The 17603-nt window shown below is 58.9% G+C and carries 13 protein-coding genes; 8 read left to right on the forward strand and 5 right to left on the reverse strand.

Translation table 11 applies throughout. From position 1 onward, the window contains the following. The coding region (locus AB4Z24_RS21320) for an NAD(P)H-dependent oxidoreductase (protein ID WP_441711473.1) at positions 1–384 on the forward strand (384 nt) is incomplete at its 5' end. Between the two features lie 468 nt (positions 385–852). Here the strand turns inward: AB4Z24_RS21320 and AB4Z24_RS21325 are convergent. Together AB4Z24_RS21325 and AB4Z24_RS21330 are read right to left on the reverse strand one after the other, a co-directional pair. Next, on the reverse strand, positions 853–1188 hold the full coding sequence (locus AB4Z24_RS21325) for a hypothetical protein (protein WP_441711474.1): 336 nt from the start codon (positions 1186–1188) through the stop codon (positions 853–855). 190 nt (positions 1189–1378) lie between these two features. Continuing rightward, positions 1379–3067 carry a winged helix-turn-helix domain-containing protein gene (locus AB4Z24_RS21330; protein WP_441711476.1) on the reverse strand — a complete coding sequence of 563 codons (1689 nt, stop codon included), beginning with the start codon at positions 3065–3067 and terminating at the stop codon, positions 1379–1381. Between the two features lie 406 nt (positions 3068–3473). Here AB4Z24_RS21330 and AB4Z24_RS21335 point away from each other — a divergent pair, with 406 nt between their 5' ends. From AB4Z24_RS21335 to AB4Z24_RS21345, 3 genes are all read left to right on the forward strand, one after another. Continuing rightward, entirely contained in the window at positions 3474–7451 is a 3978-nt protein-coding gene (locus AB4Z24_RS21335; RefSeq protein WP_441711477.1) for an autotransporter domain-containing protein, read from the forward strand. Between the two features lie 103 nt (positions 7452–7554). After that, a complete protein-coding gene (locus tag AB4Z24_RS21340; RefSeq protein ID WP_441711479.1) occupies positions 7555–7734 on the forward strand; it encodes a hypothetical protein in 180 nt (59 codons plus the stop codon). After that, entirely contained in the window at positions 7713–8060 is a 348-nt protein-coding gene (locus AB4Z24_RS21345) for a hypothetical protein (protein ID WP_441711480.1), read from the forward strand. Before AB4Z24_RS21340 ends, AB4Z24_RS21345 begins: the two co-directional genes overlap by 22 nt. A 257-nt stretch (positions 8061–8317) precedes the next feature. Here AB4Z24_RS21345 and AB4Z24_RS21350 read toward each other — a convergent pair whose 3' ends face one another. Next, positions 8318–8539, reverse strand: a complete 222-nt coding sequence (locus tag AB4Z24_RS21350) for a hypothetical protein (RefSeq protein ID WP_441711482.1) — start codon at positions 8537–8539, stop codon at positions 8318–8320. Between the two features lie 194 nt (positions 8540–8733). Here AB4Z24_RS21350 and AB4Z24_RS21355 point away from each other — a divergent pair, with 194 nt between their 5' ends. After that, a complete protein-coding gene (locus AB4Z24_RS21355) occupies positions 8734–9273 on the forward strand; it encodes a DedA family protein (RefSeq protein ID WP_441711530.1) in 540 nt (179 codons plus the stop codon). A 114-nt stretch (positions 9274–9387) separates the two neighbouring features. On the opposite strand, the gene AB4Z24_RS21360 is transcribed toward AB4Z24_RS21355, so the two are convergent. Together AB4Z24_RS21360 and AB4Z24_RS21365 are read right to left on the reverse strand one after the other, a co-directional pair. Continuing rightward, positions 9388–10782, reverse strand: coding sequence for a sensor histidine kinase (locus AB4Z24_RS21360; protein ID WP_441711484.1), 1395 nt, complete (start codon positions 10780–10782; stop codon positions 9388–9390). Continuing rightward, a complete protein-coding gene (locus AB4Z24_RS21365; protein ID WP_441711485.1) occupies positions 10772–11440 on the reverse strand; it encodes a response regulator in 669 nt (222 codons plus the stop codon). Before AB4Z24_RS21365 ends, AB4Z24_RS21360 begins: the two co-directional genes overlap by 11 nt. A gap of 89 nt (positions 11441–11529) precedes the next feature. On the opposite strand from AB4Z24_RS21365, the gene AB4Z24_RS21370 reads away from it, so the two are divergent. The 3 genes from AB4Z24_RS21370 to AB4Z24_RS21380 are packed head-to-tail and all read left to right on the forward strand — an operon-like array spanning position 11530 to position 16969. Next, the gene (locus AB4Z24_RS21370; protein ID WP_441711487.1) at positions 11530–12627 is read left to right on the forward strand and encodes an efflux RND transporter periplasmic adaptor subunit; all 1098 of its coding nucleotides are present in this window, start codon (positions 11530–11532) and stop codon (positions 12625–12627) included. Positions 12628–12638: 11 nt separating this feature from the next. Beyond that, positions 12639–15725 carry an efflux RND transporter permease subunit gene (locus tag AB4Z24_RS21375; RefSeq protein ID WP_441711489.1) on the forward strand — a complete coding sequence of 1029 codons (3087 nt, stop codon included), beginning with the start codon at positions 12639–12641 and terminating at the stop codon, positions 15723–15725. Next, the gene (locus AB4Z24_RS21380) at positions 15722–16969 is read left to right on the forward strand and encodes a TolC family protein (RefSeq protein WP_441711491.1); all 1248 of its coding nucleotides are present in this window, start codon (positions 15722–15724) and stop codon (positions 16967–16969) included. The genes AB4Z24_RS21375 and AB4Z24_RS21380 overlap by 4 nt, the downstream gene beginning before the upstream one ends. The last annotated feature ends 634 nt before the right edge of the window (positions 16970–17603 follow it).

A 17603-nucleotide genomic window follows, 5' to 3' on the forward strand; every position in this document is an offset into this window, starting at 1 on the left:
ATCGACTGGATACCGTTATCGACGGGCGCAATTCGACCAACGCAAGGCAAGACGCTAGCGGTGATGCAGGTCAGCGGCGGCTCGCAATCCTTCAACGCCGTGAACCAGATGCGCGTACTCGGCCGCTGGATGCGGATGATCACCATCCCAAACCAGTCCTCGGTGGCGAAGGCCTTCAATGAATTCGACGAGGATGACCGCATGAAGCCGTCCTCGTACTACGACCGCGTGGTGGATGTGATGGAAGAACTCGTGAAGTTCACGCTGCTCACCCGCGACCGCGCGGCGTACCTCGTCGATCGATACAGCGAACGTAAGGAGAGCGCCGAGGAACTATCGCGGCGGGTCAATCTTTCGAAAGCGACAGATGGCCGGTCGTCTTAGCTGGCTGCGCCGAGTCAGAAGTGTCTGTCGGCGACGGTCAGCTGACATCCGGTTCTCCGCGAAAAGCAGACACCGCGTGAGATGTGCCACCACGCTTGCGTATCGAGCGAGCGAATTCCGCTAATGGGATCTTGCAGCTATGTCGCAATGCCGAGTTTGCAGACATCGTCTCAGAGCGAGGATGCCCCGGCGGCAGCAAGCTGGAGGACGTCGGCTTAAGCCTTAGAAGCGTCCAACATTCAGGCCGCATATGTAGAGGGTTCGCGTCAGTCGATCTGCATTAAAGTCTGACGCGGTGGTGAAGGTTCGCTGTAGCTGGCTATGTCGATCCCTTTGTCTCTAAGGAATGGTGCGTCCTGCAGCTTGTCGCGCAGATTCATCATTCGACGTTCGCCTCGCCTGATAAATGTGGGGTACGCTATCGGAGAGATGACGACGCGGTCATAACCGCGAACGATCGGGTCCGCCTCAGAAGCCAACGCTGCCCTGCGGAACGATGACAAAGTCTGGCCGATTGAGTGAGCCGATCTTGCTCTTGTCGCCGAAGATCTCGCGGACAACAGTAGTCATGCCGCGATTAGACGTGTACTCAACGCTCTCGAACTCCGGTCCGAAGATCCATAGCGCACTTTCGATTAGCGGCTGAAGCTCTTTCACCTCGTCGGCCGAAGTATTGCGCAACTTGATGTCCAACTCCTTGAGCAGTTTGAGGCGCGTCTGAATGACGTCGAGAGCGATCTTGGCCGTCTTCACTGTCCAATCGGACAGCAGTTGGTGGAGGGCGTCCAGGTCGCCCGGTCCCATATCATGAAGCTTGGCGAGAAGCCCGTATTGGCTCGACGCTTTTCGAGATTGGCCAGAAAAAAGACAAAGCCGAGGCAGCAGCCAAGGCCGCCGCAGCAACAACCAAACCATCGTTAGCACGTCCGGGCTTACGGATGATCAAATGGCCCGGTTCAAGGCTCTCGGCGTGGATGGCGAATGTCAGCTGCGTTCATTGCTCCGGCAGGCCCGCATCGACCATAAGCTGGATGACCTTTTCGCACGCCGCAAGAAAAACCGGACTGGAGTTCTTCGTCGGCGGCGCGACGTTGAGCTTGGTCGTGCCAGGCACTAGTTTCAAGCCTTCCTGCATGGCGGCCTTTGCTTCGTCGAGCCGACCGGCTTTCTGATAGGCGGCGGCGAGCAGCATGTGGGTGCGTCCGGACGCCGTGGTGATTGCGATTGAACGTTGCAGCCATGGCAACGCGTCTTCGCTGCGGCCCATCAAGAGGTTCGCCCATCCCGCGCCGAGCAGCCAAGTCCAGCGTGACACTGCGGGCGTGTCGAAGCGGTCGGCTTGCTGGAATGTCGCGAGCGCATCTTCAAAGCGGCCAAGGTTGATCTGCCCGAGGCCGATGAGATAGAGCGCGCCGCCATGCCACGGGTCGAAGCTCAAGACCCTCGCGCAGGCGACGAGGCTTTCCAGAAAGCGATTGGTCGCGCTGAGGAAGCGGCAATACGTTTCCAGCACTGCAACGGAATTTGGCTTCGTCCGCAATGCGCGCTCGAGTATGGCGCTGGCCTGGCCTTCAACTGCGATCGCATCGTCCGGGCTGTACCACCTCAACTGAATGCCGCGCAGTTGAAGGGAGGAAAGCGCGACCGCGATGTTCACACTGTCGGGTTTGTCGGCGAGCGCCTTTTTCAGCACGGTCTGCGCCATGCCAAAGCGCTCGGGCGTTGTCTTGTTGATCGAGGCGAGAGCCTGCTCGATGACAACTTTGCTGTCGCCCATCGGCACGCCGTCATTCGCGGCGGAGGAGTCCTCGGCTTCCAGCAGTTCGTTCAGTCGCTGCGCCAGCAGATAGCCAGCTCCCGCGGCGAGCCGCGATTGCTGGAGTTGTCCCATCTCGTTGGAATCGACCGAAACGGTCGCGACCGATTGAACCTCGCCGGTAGCAGTCTTGATGATGCGCGAGCGCAAGGTCCACGATTGGTCAGCGCGCTGCAGTTCGCCACGGATTTCGAAATCGGCAGGCGTCGTAGAGGGTGATGCGACAACTTTAATATTGTCGATCCTGGCGAAACCATCGGCAATGCCGCTGGTGACTTCTCCGGCCATTACCACGCCGTGCGGGTCGTTGCTCGCGTCGACAATCGGCATCACGGCGATGACCGGCGGCGTTCGCTTGAAGAGGGCGTCCGCCTGCAATACGAATGTCGCGACAGCAAGCCCGATGACCGCGCAGAGAACAGCAGCGATGGCCGCGATCCGTCCGCGCGAACCGAAGATCGATCGCCGGAATTGTGACGGATCGATTACAGTTTCGGCCGGTGGCCTGGGCGCGGTATCCGCGGGCTGTGCCGGGGAGACTTCGGGAGCAGGCGGTTCAACACGCTCGGCCACCACGTCGGCGGTCAGCACATAGCCGCCGCCGGATGCGAGCTTGATCATCTGCCGCTGGTCGTCGCCGAGCGCGGTGCGCAGTTCGCGGATGCATTGGAAGAGGCTGTCCTCGCCGACGTGAATGTTCGGCCAGACCGCCTCCATCAACTCTTGCTTGCTGAGCACACGTCCGGCGTTCGTCACGAACACACGCAGCATTTCGAAGGTCTTCGGCCGGAGCTTGACGACAATGCCGTCAGGCCCGCGCAGCTCAGCGCGCTGCCGGTGCAGCTCGAAACCGGCGAAACGAATCAAAGGTTCCCCCAAAGGCGGCGTTTGAGCCGTCTCACACCCCCGAAAAGGCGGCGCTTGCGTGCCGCCTCATACCCCAAAGGCGGCGCCCAAGCTACGGCACGATAACGAGCAGCTCTCGGCCTATAAGTACAACAGAACATTATTGAAAACGGTGTTGAATCGGAAATTTCAGAAATTTTCAGAACGCTATCCACAGCGGTTTCAGGACATTGCTCTCCCACCAATGAGATGAACTCGCTGCAGATTCGTTTTCCGAACTGCGGGGGCTATCGTGCATGGATGAGTGAGCAGGCTGATCCATGCCGCGAGAAGGGGGAGCGCATTAGTGGCAGTGGGTGTGGATCGACTTGGAAGCAAGCGCCGGTTGCGCGCTGTATTGCTCTTGTCAACGTCTCTGGGCATAGCGTTGGCATTAACGGCAATCGGGACGACACCCGCTGCCGCCAGCGACATTCTGGTGTCCGACGCATCGCAGTTGTCCGCTGCGATCGCGGGCGCGGCGGCGGGCGACCGCATCCTGCTGCAAAACAATATCGCGCTCGGCACGACGCTGCTGCCGCCCGTGGCGGCCAATATCACTATCGATGGCAACGGCCACACCATCGATGCGCAGGGCAATAACCGGATATTCTTTCTCAACAGCACGGCGACGATCCAGAACGTCACGCTGGTCGGCGGCAATGCCCAGGGTGGCGCCGGCGGCAGTGGCGCTGGCAAGGGTGGCGGCGGGCTTGGCGCCGGCGGCGCGATTTTCGTCAATACTGGCAATGCCACGATCAGCAATGTCAGCTTTGCCAACAACAGCGCAGTCGGAGGCAACGCCGGCGGCTCCGCGACCGGCGGCGGCACACCTGGCGGTGGCGGCGGCGGTGGTTTGGGGGGCAGCGGCGGCAATGCCGGACAGAACGCCGGCGGCGGTGGCGGCGGCTACAGCGGCGGTGGTGGCGGCAGCGGTGGTCCGACCGACAATGGCAGCCTCAATATTCCTGGCGGTGCCGGCGGCAGCGGCCCTGGCGGCAGTGGCGGCAACGGTGGCATGGGGACAAGCGGAAGCCCGGGCGCGAACGGCGGCGGGGCCGGCGGCGCGTCGGGCGTCCGGCTATCCTTCCAGACCGGCGGCGGCGGCGGCGGCGGTGGCATCGGTGGCGGCGCCGGCGGTTCGGGTACCTCCAATGACATCGATGGCGGTGGTGGCGGTGGTGGTGGCGGCCTCGCCGCGGGCACCGGCGGCACTGGAGGCACCCACGGCGCCGGCACCAACGGCGGCATCGGCGGCGGTGGAGGTGGCGCCGGCGGCAACGGCGGCGGCAACGCCGGTAATGGCGGCGACTTCGGCGGCGGCGGCGGTGGCACCAACAGCGGTAACCCCGGCAACGGCGGCTTCGGTGGTGGCGGCGGCGGTACCGGGTATTACAGCACGAACGGCGGCGCCGGCGGTTTTGGTGGCGGCGGTGGCGGCACGCAGTCCGGGCCGAGCGCCGGGGCGGGCGGCGTCGGCGGTGGCAATGGCTCCGGCAACTCTGGCGGCGGCGGTGCGGGATTTGGCGGCGCGGTGTTYGTGCGTGGCGGCGCCAGCCTGACCGTCAGCGATGGTTCGTTCACCGGCAACAGCGTGACGGCCGGTGCCTCCGGCAGCCCGATCAGCGGTGCGGCCGCCGGCTCCAGCCTGTTCCTGATGAGCGGCACGACGACCACATTCAGCCCCACTGGTACGCTGACCATCAACGGCACCATCGCCGACGACAGCGCCGCGAGCGTGGCGGCCGGGCAGAGCTTCGCCGCCGGTACCGGCGCGGGCGCGGCGATCGCGATCGCAAGCGGCACCGTGGTCCTGAATGGAGCCAACACCTACAGCGGCGGCACGACCATCGACGGAACGGCCGTGGCCGGCAACAATTCCGCGTTCGGCACCGGCACGGTGACGATCGACGGCGGTACGCTCCAGGCCGGCGCCAACAATCTGACGATCAGCAACGCCATCGCGCTGAGCCGCAGTGGCGGCACGGTCGACACCAATAGCAACACGCTCACGCTTTCTGGCGTGATCGTCGACGCCGGCGCCAGTCCGGGCGCGCTGACCAAGGCCGGTGCCGGCACGCTGATCCTTATCGGCGCCAACACTTATTCCGGTGGCACCACGATCAATACGGGAACGCTGAAGATCGCTGGCGCCGGCACGCTCGGCGCCAGCAGCGCCACCACCACTGTTGCGGGTGGCACGCTCGACCTCGGCGGCACGACCCAGATCCAGAACGGCGGCGTGATGCTGACCGGCGGCCGCATCACCAACGGCACACTGTCGTCATCAGGCGTCTTCGGCGTTCAGGCGGGCGCCATCGACGCCACGCTCGCGGGTAGCGGTGCACTGACCAAGAGCGGCGCTGGCATGGTGACGCTGTCGGGCATCAACACCTTTACCGGTTCAACGACTGTCAACGCCGGCACACTGGTCGTCGCCTCGGGCGGGAGCATAGGCAGCGCCGCCGGCCCTACGTCGGATGCGACCGTCGCCAACGGCGCCACGTTCGAGAACGCCGGCACGGTCGTAACCGGTCTTTTGACCAATAATGGAACCGTCACCGTGGATGCGGGCGGCGCACTGACGGCGAACAGCGGGATCGCCAACCATGGCACGTTCACTAACAACGGCACAGTGACCGATGATCTCGCCAATACCGGACTTTACACCAACAACGCCATAGAGAACGCCAATGTCGCCTCGAACATCGGCGCCATCGTCAACAGCGCCGGCGCGAACTGGAACGGCAATTTCAACACGGCCGGCGTCGTTGACAACGAAGGCACGATCAACGGTTCCCTGACGCAGACGGCGGGAACGACTACCAACAATGGCTCGATCACGGGCGCAGTCATAGTCTCAGGCGGCCTATTCACCGGTGCCGGCTCTCTAGGCGGCCTGACGATCGCCTCGGGCGCGAGCTTCCGGCCGGGCAGTGGTGTCGCCGGAACTACCACCACCGTGAACGGCGATCTCACCCTAAGCGCTGGATCCACCTATGTGGTGAACGTCAATCCGGCGACGGCCTCGAAGGCGATCGTCAACGGCACCGCGACACTCGGGGGCACTGTCAATGCCGTCTATGCTTCCGGTCGCTATATCTCGAAGCAATACACGATCCTGACCGCAACCGGCGGTCTGGGCGGGACGACCTTCAGCGGGCTCACCAACACCAACCTGCCATCGAGCATCACCGACAGCCTGAGCTACGACGCCAACAACGCCTATCTCGATCTGGTGCTGAACTTCAGCATACCGGGTGGCCTTAACCGCAACCAGCAGAGTGTCGCCAACGCGCTGACGAACTACTTCAACACGAGCGACGGCATTCCTGTGGCCTTCGGTGCGCTGTCGCCGGCCGGCCTGGCGCAGGTCGATGGCGAGCTCGCCACCGGCGTGCAGCGCGTGACCTTTGACGCCATGAACCAGTTCATGGGCGTGATGGCTGATCCCTCAGTTGGTGGATGGGGAACTTGCGATATCGCCAAGTCCGGCCGTCGCAACACTGCGGCCAATCCTGGATGTGATGTCAACCGCTGGACCGTCTGGGGCTCAGCCTATGGGGCTGGCCGCAATACCGATGGCAATGCCGCCATAGGCTCGAGCGATGTGAGCAGCCATGTCTGGGGCCTTGCCGTCGGCGCCAACTACCGCTTCTCGCCTGATACGGTTGCCGGTTTCGCGACGGGTGGCGGAGCCACCGGGTTCGGTCTCGGCAATGGCATGGGCTCGGGCCGATCCGACCTGTTCCAGGCGGGCGCCTTCGTCCATCACGCCATGGGACCGGCCTATATCACCGGGACGCTCGCCTATGGCTGGCAGGACGTCACCACCGATCGCTCCGTCGCGGGTCAATTGCACGCCAACTTCAACGCCAACGCGCTTTCGGGCCGGCTGGAAAGTGGCTGGCGCTTCGATGCGCCGGGCGGGATCGGTCTGACGCCCTATGCGGCCGGGCAGTTCACCGGCCTGTTCCTGCCGGGTTATTCCGAGCATGCGCAGTCGGGCGACGGGACCTTCGCGCTCAACTACGACTCGAAGACCGAGTCGGACAGCCGCGTGGAGCTTGGCCTGCGCGCCGATAAATCCTTCGTGGTCGAGGACGGCGTCGTCACGCTCGGGAGCCGTCTCGCCTGGGCGCACAACTTCACCCCGACGCCCTCCGCCACAGCGTCGTTCCAGGCACTACCGGGATCTTCGTTCACGGTGGATGGTGCTTCCATTGGCCACGATGCGGCGCTCACCAGCGTCTCGGCCGAGATGAAGTGGCGCGACGGCTGGGCGGTCGGTGCTTCTTTCGATAGCGCCTTCTCTGGACAAAGCCAAACCTACGGTGGCAAGGGCACCCTTCGCTATCAGTGGTGACAAACCAAAACGGAATTCGGCAGAGATCAGCCAACTCCATATCAGGAATCTGAACATCACCGATTGCTATGCTCCTGAAATGTAGCAGGGAGAGAATCCTTCCATGAAGGCAGCCTTGACCACGGACGTCCACCAGTTCGTCTCGCGCTTCAACCGGATGGTCAGCGCCGACGATACCAAAGCGCGCGTTGCTGCTTGCTATGCAATCATCATGTCCATGGAATGCGCCATCTCCGAGCCAGCGATGGCGATTCCGACGCAATGGCCGGCACGCGTTCCTTAGCTCGCGCCATCCTCGACTTCGGCGGGGAACACGTCCTCACCAAAGACTTCCATGAAGATTATCTTCTGGTCGCGCGGCTGCTCACGACCCCCGGCGAAATCAAAGAAGAGGCGATGGCCTTTCAAGCCTCGACGACCTTCTTTGCCTGCGGGTGCATATCCCGCCAGAAGGAGCGAGATAGATCACCAGGTCGCCAGAGCTACGATCCTAACGGTATGTTCCGTGTGTTAGGGAACGGCAAATTCAACGCAAGCCAGACGGATAAGCTGACAGAGGACCTGAGCCGTCTCCGCGACAACAATCGCCGGGCAGCGCCGCGCAACTGATTTAGCACGACCAGCACGCGGAAGGTGCGGCCGTCTTGTGTACGGTCCTGGGTGACTTGCATTGTAACGCGGCGCCAGCTTCGCCAATGATGATCCGTGGGTCTCGGAACGGATCGACGATCCTTCGACTTGCAACCTGATTGTCGTACCTGCTACCCGCTGCTCCTATGCAGCTCATTTTTCCAGTTGGCTGTGGTCGGCTTTTGCATACGATCGTAGTGTGCAACCAAATCTAAAAAATATGAGTGTGAACGTGATCATGAAGAGAAATCGAGCATCCCTGAAATTGCAAAGTACGCCGAACTAAAAATAAATCGGCGAAAGGCAGTCGGGCAAGCTCGATCGGGACCATTTTGCGGTTCGTCACGATTGGACACACTACGATATTCGACAAACAATAATTCTTTCGCGAGCTTTCGTGGCGCGCGGAATGGAAATGTCTCCGGGGCGACCACTTCATGGGGGAACGTATCAACCATTGAGCGCCGCCATCAGTGCCACTTCAATGCAACACATCTGGCGATTTGATTGGTTCATGATCCACAATTGGCTCCCGCTGTAAGGACTACGTAAACCGGCCTAGGAAACAAACGCTCAAACGACGATTGCGGCATGCTTTCGACGGCGAGAATGCGTTTGGGTGCGGTCGGAGTGAGCTGGGATTATCGGCGTGATGATTGGGCTCTTCGCCGAATTGGATCGGTATACGGTACCTGCCCGCGAACTGATGCAGCAAGCGGGACATTGGATCATCTTGATCACCTTCGCGCTGGCATTCGTGAAATCACTTCCGTTTGTTCCCCTGTTAGTGCCAGGCACCGCGGTTCTTCTTGGCATAGGCTTCGTGGTCGCCAGGGGTGGCCTTGAGATCGTGCCTATATGGGTTGCGATCAGCACGGGTGCAGCTCTGGGAGACTGGGTTTCCTATTGGCTTGGTCTGCACTTCGCGCACGCGGTGCGCGAATCTCGATTGGCTGCTCGCTATCCCGAAGTTTTACCCCGCGGGGAGGCCTTCTTTGCCCAGTGGGGCGCGCTCAGTATTGTTCTCTGTCGATTTTTCGGTCCCTTGAGGGCGACTGTCCCTTTCATCGCGGGTGTCTGCAATCTGCCCTTCGCCATGTTTCAGCTTGCTAACTGGTCGTCGGCCTTTCTGTGGTCTGCAGCCTTGTTGACGCCCGGTGTCGTGGCCACGTTGTACCTGTCGGGCCCATAGCAATCCTGTACGGTTAGGGTCGAACGCTTTTTGGATTTGTCGCCCGGTCTTGAAAGCGAGAGTTTTCCTCGGATTTGCCGGTGCAGTCTTCAGGGAGCGGGTTACTTGAGCTTCTCACTTCTGGCGGTTCACACGAATTGGAAGCTCGATAGATACCAGCAATCCATTACCATTCGGCGATCTCGATAAGATGAGTGATCCCTCATGTATGGATGCGATATCGTTTGCGATCGTTAAACCGATTCCGCTGCCCGTACCGATTGTTCCTGGCGAACGATAAAACGGCTTCAATACTTGGAGCAGTTCGCTATCGTTGATGCCGGGCCCGTCGTCAGAGATCTTCAAGGATGCACGGTCGGCTATCTGCGTGACAGCGACGCTGACATTCCCATTTCGGGGAGTGTATCGGATGGCGTTGTCGAGGATGTTGGCGATCATCTCGGCAAGAAGGTCACCGTCTCCCCAAATCCGTCCGATTTGAGGATCTATCGCAACGCTAAGATCTACATTTTTCTGCAGGGCATCAGGCGCCAGCAAAGCGACCGTGTCGGTAACGAGCTCTGCAAAGTCAATCGTCTTGAAATCAATAATTCCAGCCAGCCCTGCTTCTGCGCGACTGAGGTTCAACAATTGCTTGGCTAATCTGACAAGCCGCGCCGAAGTGTCATCGAGATTATTCACGATGCCGCGCAGATCATTCAAATCGGTGGCGCGCACAGCCATTTCCGCCTGCGTTCGAATAACGGCAACCGGGGTACGGAGTTGATGCGCGGCATCGCCAATAAATCTTCGTTGACTGGAAATAATCGAATCCAATCGAGCCATAAGATCGTTTATGACTTGAACTTGTTCTCGCAATTCCGTCGGCAGACCTTTGGTCTCGAGCGGCGTCAAATCATCATGTGAGCGCCCGGAAATTGCATCGCGAACGCGATTAATTGGTGCCACACCTCGGCCGACGCCATTCCAAAGCAAGAGCATCAATCCAGACAAAAACAGTGCTTGTGGAGCAATCATGTAAGCAAGAGCTTCTGCTGCGAGAACTTCACGCTTGCGCATGGTCTCGGCAACGCGGATCTGAAGTGGCTTTTGAGTAGAGGCGAGTGATAATGCTCGCTCGACGACGCGGACAGGGCTGTTTCGAATGAGGGAGTTATAGAATTGGGTACCACCCAGGGCGGTTGCCTCCGGGGGCGGCGGTACAGACTCGCTTGCAGCAATCACACGTCCTGATCCGTCTGACACCGAATAAAATATTCTATCGAGGCGATCGAAGAGAATCATCTTTTGAGCGGCAGCGGGAAGGTCGATAGCAATCGAGCCTTCATCCTCTGTGATCTGTCCCGCGATTGTATCAACTGTATCTTCCAGAGCCCGATCATAAGCCAGGTCGGCAAAGCGGAGGACGACGGTGTAAGTTGCCCATATCCAAATGCAGGTCAGAACCGCTACCGGTGGAAGTAGCCACAGCAATAGCCAAACTCTCAACGTCCAACGGCTACTTTTCACGATGGAGGTCCATCAGGTAGCCTAAGCCACGTATGGTCTGAATATTGATGTGAGGTTCTAGACGCTTCCGAACGCGATGAACGTAAACCTCTATGGCGTTGATGCCAATTTCGTGGTTCCAGTCGCTGACCTGTTGCGCCAAGCTCGTTTTCAGAACCACTTTTCCGATCTTCTTCATCAGCGCTTCAAGTATCGACAGCTCGCGTAAAGAAAAATCAATTCGCTTGCCATGTAGAAGTGCGGTGCGCCCCTCGATATCGAACTCAAGAGGCCCGTTGATGAGCCGCACGACGCCGCCGGAGCTTCGCCGGATCAATGCTTCAATTCGCGCTTCAAGCTCAGAGAGAGCGAACGGCTTGCCAAGATAGTCATCGGCGCCGCTCTTCAGGCCGGTGATTCTATTCTCCAAGCTGTCGCGTGCTGTCAGGATGAGAACAGGCGTATCGTCCCGTCGAAGACGCAAATTGCGAAGCACGGTAAGGCCGTCGATATCGGCCAATCCAAGATCCAGAACGACACAGTCGTAGACATCCGTTGCAAGTGCCGCTTCAGCAGCTCCGCCATCCGCAACGAAATCAACGCTGTAGCCAGCCAGTGTCAGCGCCTTCACCAGCGCATTACGGAGGTCGGCGTCATCTTCGATAACGAGAAGTCTCATGCTTCAAGAACTGCCGTTTGTAAGAACAATGTAAGTGAGAATGCAGCACGTAAGTGGCCTAGAAAGCTGGTCTTTCCGGAGAATGCAAGATGGCCGACATACAAAAGGCGGCGCCACGTGCGGCTTGGCTGCTCGTTTGCGCCTTGCTCGGCGCTTGCTCCAATCCTGTCTCGGAAGCCAGCAATCGCAAAACGGATGACCCGCCACAGAAGCCGAATGAGTCTCTGAGGTTCGAGGTCGTTCGAAGCACGTCCGGCGAACTGAGCGGCGTTGTGCCTGGGCGTTTGGCTTTCAAGCCGACTGCACTTGCGGCAGTCAATACGCCAATACAGGCTCGGATTGTTGCGATACACGTCAGCCCAGGACAATTCGTCAGTTCCGATACGCCTCTGGCGACACTTCAAGGTTCGGAAGTTGCCGGAATACGTTCTGCACTTGAGCAGGCAGAAGCGCGCAATGCGACCGCGGAGGATGCGCTCAAGCGCCAACAAGAGATGATGCAGAAAGGGGTCGGATTAGAAGCCGAACGTTTCGCTGCGGAAACTGCAGCGCGCGAGGCCCGTTCCGAGTTGGCGCGCGCAACGCGCGCAGCCCATATGATTGGCGATGGCGATGGCGACGCATTTATATTGCGTACCCCAAAGAGCGGAGTCGTAACTGCCGTCAGAGGTCATCTCGGCGCGATGGCTTCGCCCGACGGAGAGCCATTGTTCGACGTCGGTGATACGTCAAATCTTGGGGTTGTTGCCGATGTGCCGGAAAGCGACATCATTGGGATTGATGGCGGACAACGGGCTGAAGTTTCGCTTCCGCTAATAAATAGGTCGTTTCCCGCCGTTGTCGATACCGTTGGCCGTGTTGTCGATGGGGAGCAGCGCAGAGCGCCAGTCTATCTCTCGTTCGAAGGCGACGGTGAGCGCCTGACAGCCGGCATGCTAGCCGAAGTCCGCTTTCACATCAAAGCCAGCTCCCTGATTAGCTTGCCTATCGAAGCCGTGCTGATCAAGGACGGCGCGCAACGCATTGTCTATGTCTTGCGCGAGGACGGACGTTTGGAAGCGCGCCCTGTCATCGTTTCTGCTTCGCGAGACGGGCGTGTAACTGTCTCGGATGGTCTTCACCCCGGCGACAGCGTCGTTGTACACGGTGCCCTGCTGCTCGACAGCAGTGCCGAGCAATTGCTCTGACGGGCAGTTCAATGTTCAAACTGTTCATCGAGCAATGCATCGAGCGCCGAAGCGCTATTGTTTTTATGACGCTGATTTTGGCGGCATTTGGCGTTCACGCTTATCTTAGAACGGCGATCGAAGCCTACCCTGACGTCACCAACGCACAGGTGCAGGTAATCACCCAGATGCCGGGCTATGCGGCCGAGGAAATTGAGCGGCAGATCACCGTGCCGCTGGAGCGTGCATTGAATGGCACGCCGGGAATGACGCTGCTTAGAAGCGAAAACTTGTTCGGACTCTCCATCGTCACGTTAATCTTCGCAGACGATGCGGATCCGTTCATTAGCCGCATGGTTGTCGCGCAACGCATGAGCGGCGCCGAGCTTCCCGAAGGCGTGACTCCTTCTCTAGCGCCGGAAGCAACCCCGCTCGGAAAGATCTTCCGTTTTCGACTGCAGAGCGACGCGCATGATCTCTACCAATTGCGTTCCGAAATGCAATGGAACGTCACGCGTGTCCTGCGCCAAGTGCAGGGTGTTGCCGACGTCGTTCCGTTCGGAGGCTTTCTCAAGGAGCTTCATGTCGAGGTCGACCCGAGCCGACTTTATGCCGCCGGCCTTACGATCCGCGAACTGGAAGATGCAATTACCAAGGCCAATCTAAACGTCGGCGGCGGCTTCCTGCGACAGGGCGATCAAGAACTAACAATTCGTGGTATCGGACTGCTGCAATCGGCCGAGGATATCAAAAAAATACCCTTAAAGTCGAAGGATGGCTCACCTCTCACGATCTCCGACATTGCAACGGTGAAAATGGCCGCTACGCCGCGACGCGGTTCGGTAGCTTGGAATGATAGCAAAGAGGTGGTCGAGGGCCTTGTCTTGATGCGACGCGGGGAGAATCCCTCGGTCGTTCTCGATGGCATCCACCAAAAGGTCGATGAGCTAAATAATCGTATTCTACCGAAAGGTATGCGCATTGATATCGCGCACGATCGCAGCGTACTGGTAGAGCACACGCTTGCAACCGTGCACGAAAATCTACTACACGGATTTATCCTCGTCGTTGCGGTCGTCTGGTTGTTTCTGCGCAGCGTGGTCGGTTCGGCGATCGTATCGACCGTGATTCCGCTCTCGCTTCTCGTCGCATTCATTGGCCTGTATTCACTAGGCCTGCCCGCAAATTTGATCTCTATGGGGGCCATCGACTTCGGAATACTCGTTGATGGTGCCGTCGTTCTGGTCGAAAGCGTCTTTCATGCACTCAATGCTCAAAGACCTAAAACGCGCATTGGGGTGATCAGGCTTATTGTGCAGTCGGCCGTGAGTGTTGGCCGGCCGACGCTCTATTCGATGCTCATCATCATTGCGGCGCTGATGCCCGTGTTCACGCTCGAGTCGGTCGAGGGCCGGATGTTTCGGCCGTTGGCCTTGACTTACGCGTTCGCGCTTGCTGGCGCACTTGTTTTTTCTTTGGCGCTGATCCCAGCTTTGTGTGCCTTCGCATTTCGTCCGAAGCACGCTTTCATTGAGGAGCCACGGTGGCTCATAAAGTTGCGCGAGATGTATCGCGACGGGCTTGCACGATTGCTCGCCAATAGAAGTGTGACGCTGACAGTGGCTGCCGTGTTGCTCCTCTCAGGGGTGGTCGCGGCAAGAAATCTCGGTACCGAGTTCCTGCCGGAATTGGACGAGGGTGACATTGCGATATTCGTCGAAATGCCAGCCAGCATATCGATGGAAAAGGCGCAAGAAATTCTGCTTGATGTGCACGGACGGCTCCAAAAGTTCTCGGAAGTCTCGGAAGTTCACACGGAACATGGCCGGCCTGAGGACGGCACTGACAACGAAGGCGTCAATATGCTGAAAACCTTCGTGAAGCTCAGACCGGAGCCCGAATGGGAAACGAAATGGACGAAACCGCAACTTGTTCAGGCGATGCGATCTTCGCTCGCCGAGATCAAAGGTGTTCGGTTCAACTTCTCTCAGCCTATCAAGGATAGCGTTGAGGAAGCCGTCAGCGGTGTGCGCGGCAAAGTGGTTCTCAAGATTTTCGGCGATGATTTAGAGCTCATGCGGTCCACGCTCCTGCGGGCGAAGGCCGTGATCGAGAAAGTCGACGGCGTTACAGAACTCGACCTCTATCGCGACGCGTTTATTCCCCAGCTTCAAATTCATCTCAACCGACAGGCGCTCGCGCGCTCGGGAATAGCGATCGAAGACGCCGCCCGAACGATCGAGACGGCTTTGGCAGGTCGCGTTGCTACACAATTGTGGGAAGGCGAACGGCCAGTGCCGGTCCGTTTGATACTTGCCAAGACTGCTCGGGACGACATCGAAAAGCTCAATGCTCTCTCCATCCCGACGCCGTCGGGCGGGCGCGTGAGCCTTAAGGGGCTTGCCGACATCAAGGTCGCGAGTGGCGCCGCATCGATTGTTCGAGAAGGCAATGTTCGCTTTCTCGCATTGAAGTTCAATGTCAAGGGCCGCGACATGGGCTCGGTAGTTCGCGAAGCGATCGAAACGCTTGACGCTTCCGTTACGGCCCCCGATGGCCATTACTTTGTTTGGGGTGGCGAATTCGAAAATCAGAACCGCGCCGCGAAGCGGCTTATGGTGATCGTTCCGCTGGCGGTCGTGCTCGTTCTGGTGTTGCTGTACGCGGCGATGAACAGCCTGAGAAATGCACTGCTCGTGCTTGCAACCGTTCCCTTTGCGATCACTGGGGGAATATTCACCCTGCTGCTGACAGGGACATACCTATCGGTCAGTGCGGCGATCGGGTTTATCGCGCTCCTTGGCCAGATTTCTCTCATGGGCGTGCTCGTTCTGTCTGCCATTGATGAGTTTCGCCATTCCGGTGTCAGCGTTCGCGATGCCATCGTCGCAGGCTCCGTCGAAAGGCTTCGGGCTGTCCTGATGGCCTCCACCCTGGCGATGCTTGGGCTGCTGCCAATGGCCTTGTCGACAAGTGTTGGTAGCGAGACGCAGCGTCCGTTCGCGTTGGTCATCGTTGGCGGCATGGTCACGACGCTGATCATCGCACTCTTTGTACTGCCCGTCTTCTACAGCCTCTTTGTGCCGCGCGAGGTGAAAAGCAAGGAAATAGCGCTATGAAGCGGATCTCGGCATTGTTCATATTTTTCGCGATGTCGTGCGGAGCGAATGCTCAATCTTTGCCTGCACAGATAACGCTTCGTGGGGTACTCGATCTTGCGCTTCGCGATAGCCCGCGTGCAGCTTTGGACGAGCAGGATGTGGAGGCGGCGCGCGCCGACAAAAAAACGGCCAGCGCTTATCCCAACCCCAAGCTTTCTTATACTGGGTCGCATCAACCGGGAGAGCTCACAAACTTTTCGAGCAAAAATGCGCACGACGTCTCGATCGAGATGCCTCTCTTGATTGGCGGCCAGCGACAAGCGCGGAAGGAAGCGGCACAGAAGGGTATCGAGGCCGCGGCCGCGCGAGCAACAGCATCGGGAATTAACAGAGCGGTGGAGGCTGGTGCCGCCTACATTGGTCTCCTGGTGGCGCAGGAAAAGCTCAAAACGCAAATGGAGCATCAAACGGAGCTGGCGCGTCTTCGTGACATCGTTCGCGGACGGCAGGCGAGCGGCATGGCCAGCGAATATGACTCACTCCGGCTCGATGTCGAGATGTCATCGTTTCGTACGGACATCGCAGAGACAAAATCAGACCTTGCGGAGCGGCAAGGACAACTTGCCTCCATTTGCGGTTACAAAGATTGGCGGCCTCGCGGGGTCAATAAGCTGAAGCCTTGGTCGATCGTCGTCGGTTCCGAGGATCTCGCAGCAATTGCCGACCATCCCAACATTGTGGCGGCGCGGCGAGACGAGGCCTTTTCGCGCGCTGGCGTCGAGGCGGCGCGGCGCGAACGATTTCCCGAAGTTTCGCTGACCGGCGATCGATTTTGGACGGACAATCCTTACGGCGCTACGACAAGTGTCGGCGTGTCTATTGAGGTGCCGATTTTTGACACCCGTATTGGTGCCGTCGAAAAGGCGCAAGCGGAAAGCAAGGCGGCCGCCTTGAAAAGGCAAGTTGCCGAGGTGGAACTTGAGGCCGATCTTACAAAGTTTCGGTCGCAAGTCGTCGAGCGCACTCAAGCGCTCAAGAATTTTCAGAAATCTGTTGCGCCGCGCCTTCCGGAGCTGAAGCGCATGGCAGAGGATGCTTATCGATTGCGGGGTGGATCAATTATGGATCTGCTCGATGCCACACGATCCCGAACCGAAAGCCAAATGAATTACATCGAGCTTGTTGGCCGGTTGATGGAGGCGCAATTGCGCTATGAGGCGACGCGCGGTGGGCTCGTCGCTTTATTTGAAATAGCTCGGTAGGCATCTTTGCGTTTGCGCGTGACTGCAAGTAGCTAGCTTCCATCAATAAAATTCACGCGGTTTGAAATCGGCTTGTTTCGATCTTTGATTCTATGCCTGCGAATATGTGTGGCAGACCGATTTATGCGTCCAATAAACCCCGACATCGCGATTCTGTTATTTCAACTGGTTATTAGGCGTTGAATTTATTGAGTGCCCAAATGGCATCAACAAAGGCCCTCCGTACTAACAGGACGCAATTCGCTGACCGGAATGGCGATAGCTGCGCTCCGCAAGCCGGCTCCGCTGTAAGGACTATGTAATGCTGGCCGGCTCACAAAGGCGAAAATCAAACAGCCGTCGATGAGCAATCGTGACGAGCAACGAACCTGAAAAAAAACGGGGGCGAAGAGCAAATGCGGCTATTCGTGCATAGGTCAGTCACAATTGTCGTGGCTGCGCTGGCGATGACGACGGCAGCCCGTTCAGACGCGCGTCCTGCTGAGGGGTATTGGGTTTGCAACGCTTACGGCTACAGCATGTCTCCCACCAGATGGCACATGGTCAGTGGTCCTCCAGCGGCCACGAAGCCCGATGCTATTCGGAGCGCAAATGAAAAATGCCGACGCAAAGGCTTGAACGTGTGCAGTAAGAG

The organism is Hyphomicrobium sp. 2TAF46 (genome assembly GCF_052114865.1).
GTDB lineage: Bacteria > Pseudomonadota > Alphaproteobacteria > Rhizobiales > Hyphomicrobiaceae > Hyphomicrobium_B.